At 49.5% G+C, this 14,213-nt stretch carries 10 protein-coding genes; 5 read left to right on the top strand and 5 right to left on the bottom strand.

What is annotated here, in order from left to right:
* Nucleotides 1–2: 2 nt before the first annotated feature.
* From LRP57_RS06775 to LRP57_RS06765, 3 genes are read left to right on the top strand one after another with little or no spacing between them, the layout of a single operon-like run.
* The gene (locus LRP57_RS06775) at nucleotides 3–830 is read left to right on the top strand and encodes an ABC transporter permease (protein WP_231205760.1); all 828 of its coding nucleotides are present in this window, start codon (nucleotides 3–5) and stop codon (nucleotides 828–830) included.
* A 44-nt stretch (nucleotides 831–874) separates the two neighbouring features.
* Nucleotides 875–2,137, top strand: a complete 1,263-nt coding sequence (locus tag LRP57_RS06770; protein WP_231205759.1) for a sensor histidine kinase — start codon at nucleotides 875–877, stop codon at nucleotides 2,135–2,137.
* Nucleotides 2,138–2,770 carry a response regulator transcription factor gene (locus LRP57_RS06765; RefSeq protein ID WP_231205758.1) on the top strand — a complete coding sequence of 211 codons (633 nt, stop codon included), beginning with the start codon at nucleotides 2,138–2,140 and terminating at the stop codon, nucleotides 2,768–2,770. It abuts the gene before it with no gap.
* Between the two features lie 91 nt (nucleotides 2,771–2,861).
* Here LRP57_RS06765 and LRP57_RS06760 read toward each other — a convergent pair whose 3' ends face one another.
* From LRP57_RS06760 to LRP57_RS06740, 5 genes are all read right to left on the bottom strand, one after another.
* Nucleotides 2,862–3,635 (bottom strand): HNH endonuclease family protein, encoded by a 774-nt coding sequence (locus tag LRP57_RS06760; RefSeq protein ID WP_231205805.1) that lies wholly within the window; start codon nucleotides 3,633–3,635, stop codon nucleotides 2,862–2,864.
* A gap of 159 nt (nucleotides 3,636–3,794) precedes the next feature.
* Nucleotides 3,795–5,198, bottom strand: coding sequence for an amino acid permease (locus LRP57_RS06755; RefSeq protein ID WP_231205804.1), 1,404 nt, complete (start codon nucleotides 5,196–5,198; stop codon nucleotides 3,795–3,797).
* A gap of 313 nt (nucleotides 5,199–5,511) precedes the next feature.
* Complete coding sequence (locus tag LRP57_RS06750) at nucleotides 5,512–6,180, bottom strand: trimeric intracellular cation channel family protein (protein ID WP_231205803.1); 669 nt, start codon at nucleotides 6,178–6,180, stop codon at nucleotides 5,512–5,514.
* 212 nt (nucleotides 6,181–6,392) lie between these two features.
* Nucleotides 6,393–7,514, bottom strand: coding sequence for a VIT1/CCC1 transporter family protein (locus tag LRP57_RS06745; protein WP_231205757.1), 1,122 nt, complete (start codon nucleotides 7,512–7,514; stop codon nucleotides 6,393–6,395).
* On the bottom strand, nucleotides 7,514–7,819 hold the full coding sequence (locus LRP57_RS06740) for a YtxH domain-containing protein (RefSeq protein ID WP_231205756.1): 306 nt from the start codon (nucleotides 7,817–7,819) through the stop codon (nucleotides 7,514–7,516). The genes LRP57_RS06745 and LRP57_RS06740 overlap by 1 nt, the downstream gene beginning before the upstream one ends.
* 157 nt (nucleotides 7,820–7,976) lie before the next feature.
* Here LRP57_RS06740 and LRP57_RS06735 point away from each other — a divergent pair, with 157 nt between their 5' ends.
* Nucleotides 7,977–8,753 (top strand): alpha/beta hydrolase, encoded by a 777-nt coding sequence (locus LRP57_RS06735; protein WP_231205755.1) that lies wholly within the window; start codon nucleotides 7,977–7,979, stop codon nucleotides 8,751–8,753.
* 54 nt (nucleotides 8,754–8,807) lie between these two features.
* Complete coding sequence (locus LRP57_RS06730; RefSeq protein WP_442984714.1) at nucleotides 8,808–14,213, top strand: DUF3418 domain-containing protein; 5,406 nt, start codon at nucleotides 8,808–8,810, stop codon at nucleotides 14,211–14,213.

The raw sequence follows: 14,213 nt of genomic DNA, 5'->3' as shown, positions 1-14,213 counted from the left end.
TCATGACCCCTACGTCGCTTTCGACGCACAAGAGTCCTTTTCCTACCTCTGATGATCGTATTGATGACCTGCGCACACCCCAAAGCGGGTGGTATGGCATAGGCGCCCTCACCTATTTCACGACACGTAAACTGTTACTCAATCCTTTCCTTGTGGGTTTTTCAATTATTTTGCCGCTTTTTATGTACATGCTTTTTGGTGCGGGCCGGGATTACTCTGATATATGGGTAGTTCACACAAATGCTGCGGCCTCCGTTTTAGTGAATATGGGGCTTTACGGGATCATTGTCGCTGCTTCTTCTGTAGCAAGTAATATTGCTTTAGAACGTATTTCTGGCATTTCACGCCTTTTTGCTTTAACCCCTATATCTGGTCATGCTTTCTTTTGTGCCCGTTTGTGCGCCCTCAGTATTCTCAACATCATTACGCTTGCTGTGGTTTACATTATTGGTTACTTTACTGGTGCTCGTATGCACCCTGAAACGTGGCTCTATTCATTCTCTCTTATCATCGCCCTATGTTTACTCCCTGTCACCATTGGATTGGCTTTCGCTTTTCTTGTCCGAAGTGACGGTGTTTTTACCGTTACAAGCTGCGTTATTGTTCTTAGTTCTTTTGCCTCTGGATTGTTTATTCCACTCAACCAAATGGGTTCCTTCATGCAGTCCGTTGCCCCATGGACCCCTCTTTATGGGATTTTCCAACTCAGTCAGATTCCTGTGTATGGGTGGGATAATTTTCATTGGGGGTATGCCGTTAACTACGCCGTATGGACCGTATTTTTTGGTGTGATTGCTATATGGGCACAGCGTCACGACACCGCACGCTGATACATACTTCACCTGCGGCAATAGAACCGTAACAGGAGGCACATGTGAAAAGTCCTAGCACAGTAGTTCACTCACACTCGTCCCATGGCAATCACAGTGGTGGCGTAACTATTCAAGAAACCGTGACCACGCAGACTCCTTCTCGGACACGACCCTTAGCTTTACTGTGGGCACTACCGTTCCTTATTTTCCTTGCTGCCCCAATACATACGCTTTTTATCGCAGATATTTCATATTCACAGCGCTTTGTCATAGGGGGTGGGATCTTTGCTCTTACTGTCATTTACGTGGCCGCATGGTTAGTAAATGACACGGCTCCACTTATAGCTACTCGTCAGAATATACAGTCATTTATTCTGACAATTTCCTTACTTTTGGCCGCGCAGATCTACCTGACAGTTACTATTCATGCAATCGGAAATTCCGGTGGAATTTACCTTATGTCATACGTTGCTTCATGCGCTGTCCTATTGGCTCCTAGACATTGGACTGTTCCCACAATATCTGCCATATTCGCTGCTGCCCTTGTGGAGATCATCGTTTTTCCTCAAGAAACTTTTTTCTCTTTCTTTACTATCCTTGCCACAAGTATTGTCTCTTCAACTTCTCGCTTTGCCATTACTCACGGACGAGCAAAAGAACACCAATTCACACACGCTTTGCGCCTAGCACAAGAAAAAGAACGCCATCGTATCAGCGCTGACCTTCATGACATTTTGGGCCATACCCTCACTGGAATCACCATAAAAGCCGATCTTGCGGTTCGCCTCATTGACAATGGCTCCACTGATGCAGCACGCGCACATGTGGAGGAACTTTTGGAGCTCTCACGCACAGCACTGACCGATGTACGCGCTGTCGTAGCATCTGAACGCACCCTCGATGCTGATACAGAAATCGACGAAGCTCGCACTTTACTGTCCACCGCAGGAGTCACCCTCACCGTTAAACGTTCAGGGACACCTCATGCCAGAATCTATTCAACAATGGCTGCTCATGTTATTCGTGAGGGATGTATCAACGCGCTACGACACAGTAAACCGCACCACATTATTGTCGAATTAACCGAACAATCTGTCACCGTTATCAACGATGGCCTACGCAGTTCACGATACGCAGGTGCATTACCTTATCGTTTGGCCGTTTCTGATTCTGATACTGCCCTATTAGGCGGAAGTGGCCTGTCAGGACTCAGTGCGCGCACAGCCCATGTGGGCACGTTATCATGGTGGCAGGAAAAAGACCGATGGTTCCTCCGTCTCGTTTTCTATTCAGAAGACGCTCACGAAAGTCATGGTGAAGCATAGATGCCCATACGAATCGTCATTGTTGACGATCAGACGATGATTCGTGAGGCTTTCGCTTCTCTTTTATCTTTAGAAACAGATATTGAGGTCGTGGGGACTGCCGCTCATGGGCGTGAAGCCTTACAGTTGCTGGATTTTTTAAGCCAAAGCACTGGCTTTCCCTCTCCTGCGGACGTGGTACTCATGGATATTGAGATGCCCGTCATGGATGGTATTGCTACCTGTGAGGTATTACGTGCGCGTTTCCCGAATATTCGTGTCTTAATATTGACGACTTTTGGCCGTCCCGGCTATGTTCAACGTTCTTTAGATGCGGGAGCTTCCGGTTTTATGGTGAAGGATGCGCCCTCGCAGCAATTAGCTGAAGCTGTGCGTCGTATTGCTTCAGGGGTACGTGTGATAGATCCTGTGTTGGCTGTCAAAACATTGGAATCAGGTACTTGTCCTTTAACAGATCGGGAAATTGAAATCCTGCGTCATGTGGCTCAAGGCGGGACGATTGCTGATATTGCCAAGGAATTATCTTTAAGTTCTGGGACTGTGCGTAATCATGTAAGTGCAGCGATGCTGAAAACTCACGCGCGCACTCGTGCAGAAGCGGTGCGTATTGCCACTGAATCTGGCTGGCTGTAGCTGGGATAGTGTTTTCTTCTGTGCTGTCAGTAGGTGACTTAGGTTAATCCGGTCCTCATTCTTTGTTCATGTAAGCGGGCGTATAAGGCTTTTATGATGCTGTGGGACATTGACTGTGTAAAACATTCGCTATTGCGTCGCGTTCTGCGTTGGTCACAGAAAGTTTCCACGCGTATTTCACTTTGACTTGTCGTTTTACGTAGTCGCAATGAAAATCTTTGTTTTTTGGAAGCCATTCGTCAGCAGTTTTCGCGCTTTTTTCTTGGTTAGCTGGCCCGTCAACAGCAAGAAGATTTTCTGGGTCGTTTGCAAATTTTTCACGGGTTGCTTCGTCCCATTCCCATGCTCCTGAGGCCCACGCATTCGCTAGGGGAACGATATGGTCGATTTGGATTTTTTTTGATGTTTCGTTGCCTCGTTCAAAATCAATGAGTTGTCCTGTGTAGGGATCCTGTAGTTTTCCTGAGAGGACTACGCAGTTTTTTGTTCCTTTTTTGTAGGTAACCTGCGATAAATCACGACTCAAAATATCATTGCGCGTATCGCAGCCATTATGGTCAATGTCAGCCCAGCGAGCGCCGAAAGCTTCACGGTCATAGCGTGGAATTTTTTGACGTGTATTGTCCTCGCGTACAGGTAAGGACATCAGCATTGTTCCCGTGTCTGTTGAAGCAATGTCACGGTAGGCGGAATCTAATGTGCGTGATACGGGTGGAGTGTCTGTCGACCACCAGCCTGCCAGGTTAAAAGCAGGTGGCGGGCCAATGAGGATCACAAAAATTACTGTGCACGCGGCCAGAATAATCAAAGGAACGGGGTTTTGCCCGTATTTTTTCCTTTTATCGGCGCGACCAGAGGAAGCCATCACGCATGTCACCTTTCGTTACTTATTGCGTTGACTATCGTAATGGCAGTGCTCATTGCAGCCACATCATGAGGAAATATTCCACAGCCGGTGCGCTTTACCTTCAGGGCATGATGTATGTCCATGAGGTGGTGAGGGCACATAGTTTTGATGGTTTCTTTACTTTTCTGTTTGAAGGCTTATGATGCGTTCACGAACAAAGAAGATCATCACGATAACAATTATGAGGCCGCCCATTGATAGCAATTGCGCGCGGCCTGATTCTGTCAGGGCCATCAACACACCCAATCCTGCAAGCGCAACCAAAACAACCCACGGAAGCCACGGCCAGCCTGGCATGTGGATTGCAAGGCGTTTTTCCTGTACAAGATGCCGGTGAAGGCGCATTTGAGAAATCACAATGAATATCCACACCACCAGCAAAATCATTCCGATAGCGTTAATGAGGATGCCTAATAACGTGTCAGGTAAATACCAGTTCAACACCACCGACGCTAATGCAAGGAGCAACGACACGGATACTGAACGGCGAGGGGTACGCCCATTCGCAATGTCACCAGTGGAGGATTCGCCCGCAACAACTGCTTCCAGTTTGTTTTCTGAATGCTCATATTCTACGTGCGTATTTGAGTTAGCAGAGGCGGCACCTAATAGCCATCGCACTCCCATACCTCGGGCTGATAAAGAATAAGCTAGGCGCGACGAGGAATACACATTCGCTGAAAAAGCGCTAATCAGTGCGATAAAAACAATCATTTCCATGATTCGTCCTACCGCTGGGATACCGGCCATGTATAAAAGTTCCGCGAAAGGATTGTCACGCACAGCCTGAGAATCCCACGGCAGTAAGCAGACAATCAAAACCACGGACCCTACGTAGAAAACAAGGATACGCCAAATAACAGAACGAATTGCGTGAGCCATAGCTGTTCGCGCATCATCAGCTTCAGCAGCAGCGATCGTCACCACTTCGATACCGCCAAATGAGGTGATGATCGCCAGAAGTCCTATCGCAACACCAGACATCCCGTTGGGAATCCACCCGCCATGCCCCAGCATGGTGTCAATGACAGATGCTTCACGACCCGGGATGATACCGGTAACTAGGCCCACTCCGATAACAAGGAAAACAAGGATAGCGGCGACTTTAATACCTGCAAGCCATGCTTCGACTTCACCAAAATGCCCCGCTGCCATGAGGTTAATCCCACCAAGAATGATGACGATAATGAGGGCAACTAACCATTGCGGAACCGAAGGGAACCATCCGATGAAAATTTTCGCGGCCCCTGTGATTTCCATGCCAAGCACCATCATGAGCATAAACCAGTACAACCACCCCACTGTGAAACCGGCAAGGCGTCCAATTCCTATCTGAGCGTATGTGGAAAAAGAGCCTGTCGACGGTAGAGCTGAAGCCAGTTCCGCAAGAGAGTACATCACCGAAACCGCGATAAAGGCCGCAAGCATGTACGAAATCAGCACTGCTGGTCCTGCTACAGCGATGGCTTGACCTGTTCCAAGGAAAAATCCACCGCCGATTGCACTGCCTAAAGCCATCATTGATAGGTGTCGTGTTTTGAAACGGCGGGGGGTTGGGGATCCGTTTGACGCGGCTTTCGTGCTCACGGGCTTGTCCTCTGCGGTTCTGAGGCCCACTTCGTGCCAGTGTGCCTTATTTTTCGTAAACGGTGGGCAATAGCCGAGTGAGGATCATTCAGGCTCTCACCTACTATTGACAGACCACACTAACATTTCATTCGTTCGTTTATCAGAAAAGACCACAATGAAAATCTGGTTCCTACCCTACCTGGAACGCATGTTCTTTGATGTTTCCTTGCGTATTTTGACCTGTGTGAAAGGGGTTTTTCTGATTTCACAGGTTATTTTTTCGTTCCTCACGTAGCTGCCGTAAATACGCTGGTGTCAGTTCCCAGTCTGTGTGTTGCGGTAATTGCCAGCGTCGCCAGTGAGCAACACATGTGAAACCTGAGCCAACGATAATTGCAACAAGCATTCCGAGTGTTTCCAATTCATACTGGTAAAACAGCAGCATTACTGCGGAAGATACCAGCGCGGGCGTGGCGTACAGATTATTCCCGCCAAAAACTTGAGGAACTGTGCCCGCAGAGATATCCCGAATCATGCCTCCACCAATAGCTGTCATGATGCCCAGAAGGAGCGCAGGCATCCAGCCAAAACCTGCATTGACTGTTTTGAGTGCTCCTGTGGCGGCCCAGCATCCAAGAACAGTTCCATCAGCAATAACGAGGGCGATACGCCAGCCGCGTGAGTTCAGTTTCCACAACATCGCAATACCCGCGCCAATAAGGGCTGTTCCCAAGTAGAATGGATCTGTCAGCGCCACGGGGGGTCCGACTTGCAGAAAAACGTCACGCAGCATCCCCCCTGCTAAGGCTGACATGATTGCTAGAACCGCAAAACCTACGGCGTCAAAACGTTTTGTACGCGCCAGGTGACCACCAAGGATTCCGTTAAGGAGCACACCAAGGAGGTCGATGGCGCGGAAAAGATCCGGAAGCATTTCGTTGAGGACATTCAATGATGAATGGAACACAGCTCATATTGTGGCATTTTTACTGGGAAAAACCGTGTAGACATCCATAATTTCGCACATAGTTCTTTACCTGTGCGGCATCATTTCGTCGTACCTGAGCACATGTGCGTGTGCCTGTCGGATAGGGGTTCCTTCAGACAAAAATTATGCATGTATGTCAGGCATTCCCGTGCCTTTTATCAGGAAGTTTGAACACCAAAAATCGCACCGAGGACGTATGTCACCAACGCGGCCGCGTAACCAATAACCAGTTGTCGTAACGCTCTGGGTAGCGGCGCTTGACCTGAGAGCACACCAACGACTCCCCCTGTGAAAAGGAGGGCGATACCCACGATTGCAGCTGAAAGAATGATGGCAAGTGTTCCTGATGCTCCACAGATATACGGGATCAAAGGGATGAGCGCGCCTGTCGCAAAGAAAATAAACGAGGATGCGGCGGCATGCCACGGTGTCCCGATTTCCTCGGCTGCTCCTTGCGTACGCTCTCCGCCATCACCTAAAGCAGCCCTGACCGCGATTACGCCGGATTCTGTTGTTGCTGGGGCGTTTGCTTGTCGAAAAACAGCGGCAGCATGGGCTTCGGCTTCTTCTGGGCTTTCACCGCGCGCACGGAAAACGAGGGCCAGTTCATTCGCATCGACATCGAGGTGTGTCACCGATTTGTGAGCCTCAGGGTCAGGTATGGAAGCGTCAAGTAATTCCCTTTGGCTTTGTACACTCACCCATTCGCCGGCGGCCATTGATAAAGCCCCTGCTAGCAGGCCTGCCACACCTGTCATCAGGATTAGTAATGTGTCAATTCCAGTGGCCGCTACTCCAAGAACAAGGGCAAGATTTGATACAAGACCATCATTTGCACCAAAAACAGCGGCCCTGAATGTTCCTGCGAGGGTTTGACGTGAACGCGCAGTGAGTCCACGCACAACTTCGCCGTGTATGTGCTCATCGGCGGCCATTTGAGCGGTCGCGTCCATGTCAACGTCATATCGGCTTCGTTGTTCAGCTCGTTGCGCCATTGCGAGAATGAATATGGTGCCGAATGCGCGTGCAAGTGCCGCCCCGATACGAGCATGTAATGAGGGGCGTGGTGCAGGTAGTGCGCGTTCCCCGAGGAGACGCAGCCAGTGTTCTTCGTGGCGTCGTTCGGCTTCAGCGAGCGCAAGGAGGACGTCACGTTCTTCACCAACACGTCGTTCAGCGAGCGCACGGTATGTGCGCGCTTCCATGCGTTCTTCTGCGAGGTGGCGTCGCCAGCGACGAATCTGCGCAGGTGTAGGCGTGTGATTTTGTGGTGATGTCATTATGAGGTGTGTGGCCTTGTCGCTGTGTTTTCTCGTGTCTCGTCTTGCGTCGATGAGTGTGTGGGTGGTACAGCGAAAAGGCGTTCTTTCACAGCGTCGGCTACTTTGTCGGTAATACGTTCACCTTGGACGCGCACCACATCGGAAAGCGCTTCCCCTGCTTTGTCCAGAGGTGCTGCGACGATGGGAACGGAACGTAAACGGGAGGCTGCGGCGCGTATTTTTTCGTATTTTTCGCGTCCAGCGCGTGTTCCGAGGACGTATCCGATACCGAATCCGAGAACGATTCCAAACTTCGTACCCATATGTTCCTCTCTACGACGTGTACTTCTTTGTCTCAGCCTACCGGCTGTCTGACTTTTGTTAAAGGATTCCTTGAAAAAAGAGCGGCGAAAGATGTCACAATGTTGCGTTTAATGAAATACTCTTTTGTTTGCCTCCTTCAGACTATAGGTTGGAAGAATGAGTGACGTTCAGATTGTGACACCTCGTGGGAGTACTCTGTGTGGTACTTTTATCAATCCTGTTGATACGAAGGATGCTGCTGTCGTCTTTTCTCATTCTGTTTTTGAGAACAGAAATTCAGGGGAGTATTTTGATCGTCTGGCAGCGGCGTATCGTGCTGCTGGTTATGCGACGCTTATTTTTGATTATTCAGGTCATGGCGCTTCTGATGATGACATTATTACTCGTGAATTGCAGGTGGAGGATTTACGTGCTGCTTCCGGTTGGGTAAGCGATCAAGGTTTTTCTCGGCAAATCATTCATGGTCACGCATATGGTGCTCTTGTTGCGTTGTCAGCGCATCCTGTTGCTGCTACGACAATGGTTTTGTTTTCGCCGGTTTTAGGTCCGCGAACGTATCAGTGGGAGTCTATTTTTTCTACTGTTCAACTGGATGAGTTAGATAAGCATGGTGTAACGACTATACCGGATGATTTGCCTGGGAATCGGCAAAATTTCACGATATCTAAACAGACTTTAGTGGATTTATCAATGGTGGATCAAGATTCGTTGTTCCGCAGAATTGATTACCCTATCCTCATTATTCATGATGGTGAGGATGTTGAGACTGGTCTGACGCAGATCACGCATGATGTTTTCCCTCTGATGGCTGATGGTTCGCGTGTCCACATCATGCAGGACACACATTTCACGCAAGATTCTTGCCCTGATACTTTGGTTGAGCGTGTGATTTCATGGGCGCAGCAGCATGTGCCTGCTCGTCATCACCGGTAGGTGTGCGTCGTATTCCTTGAGCGTGTTGTGTGGGCAGGTCGCTAGAATATTCGAGTGTCTAGTGCAGCTGAAAATTCTTCCTCACCTTTCCCTTCTTCTGGGCGGCGGCGTAAGTCTCATGGGAAAAAATCAGCTGTTTCCTCTGGCGCGTCTCAGCCTTCATCATCTGAGCGTACCTCTGGCGATGCTACTGGTTCTTTTGTTTCTCACCGTAAAAATTCACGTCAGCAGCGCTCATCTAAAAATTCACGTCGCCGGCAGTTACCTCACGCTCTTTCGCGCGCATCTGAACGTGATACTGCACCTGCTTTTCAGCCTTTTACTGCGCAGGAATTAGCTGCACGTGTTGCTGCTTTACCTGTTATTTCTTTCCCTGATCTTCCTGTGTGCGCTCATCGTGATGAGATCGCTCAGGCAATTCGTGACCATCAGGTCGTTATCGTTGCCGGTGAAACGGGTTCAGGTAAAACCACTCAGTTGCCGAAGATTTGTTTAAGTCTTGGCAGGGGTATTACAGGAATGATCGGGCATACGCAGCCTCGCCGTATCGCTGCTCGCTCTGTTGCTGACCGGATCGCTGAGGAACTGGGACAGTCTGTTGGTTCGCTTCCGGGCCAGGTTGTCGGCTATCAGGTACGTTTCACCGATGAGGTGGGTCCAACTACCCTCGTGAAACTGATGACGGACGGTATTTTGCTCGCAGAAATACAGTCAGATCCTCTGTTGCGTCGTTACGACACTCTCATTATTGATGAGGCGCATGAGCGTTCGTTGAATATCGACTTTATTTTGGGGTACATTGCGCGCTTACTACCTGTACGACCAGACTTAAAAGTAATCATTACTTCTGCAACGATTGATTCTGAACGCTTTGCCGCGCATTTTGGCGTGTGGGAAGGGCCTCGCACTACGGGTGTTCTGCGACAGGCTGCACCTATTATTTCCGTGTCGGGCCGTACTTTCCCTGTGGAAATTCGTTACCGCCCGCTCAGTGTGGATGCTCCTTCGTCGTGCTCAAGTTCCTCATCTTCCATCGGTGATGATTCTGTGAGTGTTTCACCTAAGCAGGGGCCGCATGTCGATCAGCTTGTCCTTGAGGACCCTGACGATGATTTACCGACTTTAGGTTATGGGTTGGGTGAGGATATTGATATTGAACAGGCGATCTGTCATGCCGTTGACGAATTATGCGCTGAAGGGCCGGGCGATATTCTGGTATTTTTGCCGGGTGAACGCGATATACGCGATGTGGAGCAGGCCTTAAAAGAGCATTTGGGTGTGCGGGTGAAATCTTCTGATGATGTCGGTTCAGGTGCTGCTACTTTTCATCCATCAGATATTGAAATTATTCCGTTATTTGCCCGGTTAAGTGCGGCGGAACAGCATCGGGTTTTTGAAGCTCATCAGATTCGTCGAATTGTTTTATCAACGAATGTCGCAGAAACGTCGCTCACTGTCCCTGATATTCGTTACGTTATTGACCCTGGGTTAGCGCGTATTTCACGTTATTCGCACCGAACCAAAGTGCAACGACTTCCCATTGAACCTGTTTCCCAAGCTAGCGCAAATCAACGGGCTGGGCGTTGTGGGCGTGTCGCTGATGGTGTAGCTATCCGCCTGTATTCACAGCATGATTACGAGTCGCGTCCAGCCTACACAGAGCCAGAAATCCTTCGTACTTCGCTTGCAAGCGTCATTTTGCATATGACGGCTTTAGGTTTGGGTTCTGTTGCAGATTTTCCTTTCCTTGATGCGCCTGATGCTCGTGCTGTACGTGATGGTATTCATTTGCTTGTTGAAATTGGTGCTCTTGCTGTTGATGATTCTGATACGTCTGGGACACACCGTTTAACACCTATTGGTCGGGATTTATCTCGTCTGCCTGTTGATCCTCGTTTAGGTCGTATGTTGCTTGAAGCTGAAGCAAACGGGTGTTCATCTGATGTTCTTGTCATTGTTGCTGCTCTTTCTATTCAGGATGTTCGTGAGCGGCCTTTAGATCATCAGCAAGCGGCTGATACTGCACATGCGCGTTTTGTGGATCCTGACTCAGATTTCATCACTTATTTGAATTTGTGGCGTTATCTGCATGTGCAGCAACGTGAATTATCTGGTTCTGCTTTCCGTCGTATGTGTCGTTCAGAGTTTTTGCACTATCTGCGTTTCCGTGAGTGGCGTGATGTGGTAACGCAGCTTCGTCAGATGGCTCGTCCTTTAGGTATTGGTGCGGAACGTCTGGCTTTGCCTTCTCTTGCTCAGGTGCGTCAGGAAGCTGAGGAACGTGGGATTGTGGATGCGGCTGCTCGTGCAAGTGTCGCATTCACTGCTTCTGCTCATAGTGTTGATGCCGACCAGATTCACCGGTCTTTACTGGTGGGCCTTTTGTCGAATATCGGAGCTTGGGATCCTGCAAAACGTGAGTATGCGGGGGCACGTGGTACTCGTTTTTCTTTGTGGCCGGGTTCTGGTCTTGCACATTCGCATCCTGAATGGGTGATGACCGCTGAGCTTGTGGAAACTTCACGTCTTTTTGCTCGCACGGTGGCTCGTATTCAGCCTGAATGGATTGAATCTGCGGCCGGGCCGCTTCTGAAACGTATGTACGGTGAACCGTACTGGTCATCTGCACGAGGGGCTGCTCTGGTTACGGAAAAAGTCTTATTGTACGGTGTTCCTTTGGCCGCTGATCGCCCTGTTTTGCTGGGTCGTTTAGGTGATATGCCTTTAGGTGTTGATACGGCTTCTCGTAGTTTTTCGCTGCCTCGTCTTGGATCTCTTCATGCGCGGGCACGTGGTTTAGTAGCGGCATCCAACGCGCAAAATACTCACTCTCAGGCAGATGAGGCCATTCGCCGGCAGGAAATTCTCGCTGTCTTTGCGCAGGCTGACCCGTCTTTCCCTGTGCATATTCATGGTGCGGATTTTCTTGCTGATGCGACCTCCGCCTTACAAAATCAGGTGAATGATGGGGTATCTTCCTACCGTTCGGTGACAGGTGATGTCGTTTCTGCAGGTGAACAAAAGACAGTATTGCCTGATTGTGATGATTCGACCACAGCCGTTCCCACAGTGAATCCGGTTTGTACAGCAGATGCTGAGGAGGTTTGTTTAACTGCGCGGCAGGTAGCACGTTCTTTACTTATTCGTCATGGGTTAGTGCGTGGCCAGTGGCGGGAACGTCACAACTTTTTGACACGGAATTCTCAGCTCATAAGTGAGGCTCGGGAGGTAGAGAAACGTTCGCGTACTCATGGGCTTGTAGCAGATGAAGATGCTTTAGTTGCTTTTTTTGATGATCTGATTCCTGAGCGTATTGTCAGTGCCGCTCATTTTTCTTCGTGGTGGAAAAAGGTTCGCCGTCATAATCCTGATCTGCTTATTTATCCGCGTTCTGTATTGTTACCGCGGAATGTAAATGCTGATTCTGGTGTTTTTCCCGATCATTGGATTTGCGATGATATGGATTTGCCGCTGCGTTACGAATTTTCACCAGGTTCTCAGCGTGACGGTGTCACTATGGTGGTTCCTGTTGAGGTCTTGCCGCGTGTACGTGAACAAGGAACTGACTGGTTAGTATCGGGATTATTCACTGAACTGGTCATTGAATCTATTCGGGCTTTGCCGAAAGCAAAACGTCGTTTATTGACTCCTGCCCCGGATGTGGGGGCCACCTTCGCACAGTGGATGCGCGAGTATGTTCATGGGGGGCCTGTCACACAAACAGACTCATTTTCCCAGTTTTCTGGTCAAAACATTTCAGGCACTCATTCCCTTGACCGCCCCACTGTTGCCGCGCACACACATAGTGCCCACGCTCATCCTTTAGCGTCTCCCCCTTCGCCTAGTGAAGATCCTTCGTCTTTATCTGCGGCAATGGATCGCCTTGCCGCGTGGGGTCAGCGCACGGGTCACACGCGGGCCTCACAACGGTCAGTCACCTCGCCGCCAGTTTCACCTGCTCCTAAAAAACATACGGCTACAGATTCACCTGTTTCTTCTGTAAAGGATTCACAATTACCTGCTGAATCACATGTGCCATCACGGGATTTTTCATCGTCAGATATTGACCATGCGAAAGCTATTCAGCCATGCGATTATCCACCTTTTAGCGAAGTTTTTGTTCAGGCTGCGCGAATTCTTCGAGGGGTGGCTTTAGATAGTGCTGATCTTGCTCACATGTCTGAGCACCTGCCTCAGTATCTGCGTATGACTTTTGTGGTGATTGATCGGTCTGGACGTGAATTGGATTCAGGAAAAGATCTTGTGTACCTACAAAAATCGTTAGAACAAAAATCTCATGAGGCTGTTCGTGTGGCTGTGCGCACAGCAGTTTCTGATGCTTTGTATGATGCGGCTCGTCGTGTGCGCGCGCATGATTCACGTGCTCATAAGGATTCGCAGGACTCACATATTCACGCGACGTCAACGCCTGTAAGTCATACTTCTTTTCCGCTTTCAGAAAGTTCTTCCGCTACACGCATTTCAGATAGTACCGGTGAAGCTGTGTCTGGGAGTATACCGGCGGATTTACAAATTATTGTTACTCAAGATGGTCTTACTGATTTTCCTGAGGCTGTTGTGCCAGATGTCATTGACCATGAGCATCAGGGGATGTCGCTGCGTGCTTTTCCGGCGTTAGTTGCTCAAGGAACTGCAATGGAACCGTGCGCAGGGGTGCGTCTGATGGCTTCACGATCTGTTGCTGAGCGTTGTCATCGGGAGGGTCTTGCGCGATTGCTTCTTGCGCGTCTTGCTTTGGCAACGAAACGTGTGACGACCCGTTGGAGCGGGCGTGAGGCTTTAATGTTGGCGGCTACTTCTTATGGTGATACTGCGCTTTTGGTGGCTGAAGCGCAGTTGGCGAGCGCTGTGTCTTTGGTTGATGAGCTGTGTGGTGAACGCGGTCCGTCTTGCGTTCGTGAGGCTGAGTCTTTTGAACTGCTTGTTCGTCGCGCTCGTGATCTGCATGAAGATCGGGTGTATCAGATTCTTGGTGACGTGGCGCGTGCTATGGAGGCTCACAGTGAATACCTTGATGTGCGAGCTTCATGTCTTTCTGCTTCTCTTGGTGATGTCATTCGGGATACTGATACTGTGGTTAATGGTCTTTTGGGGAAAGGTTTTGTGGTTTCGACTCCGATCACACAGTTACCTCATATTGCTCGATATGTACGTGGGTGTGCTGTGCGGCTGCGACGTGTGAGTGCTTCTGCGAATGTTTTGGCGCGGGATCTGCGCGATATGTCTGTGTTACATGATTTGGAGGCGGAGCTGACCCAGTATCAAAGTGCTGCTCGTCAGCGCCCGTATGACCCTGTTCGTCATGCTGGTCTTGTTGAGGCGTATTGGATGATTCAGGAGCTTCGGGTGTCGTTATTTGCTCAGCAGCTGGGGACCGCTGTTAAAGTGTCTGCGAAACGTATTATTCATATTCTTACTCGCGCGCATGAGGGTATGTGA

Origin of the sequence: Schaalia sp. lx-260 (genome assembly GCF_021083645.1) — a bacterium.
In the GTDB taxonomy this organism is placed as follows: Bacteria; Actinomycetota; Actinomycetes; order Actinomycetales; family Actinomycetaceae; genus Pauljensenia.
This window is presented reverse-complemented; position numbering and strand designations above follow the sequence as displayed.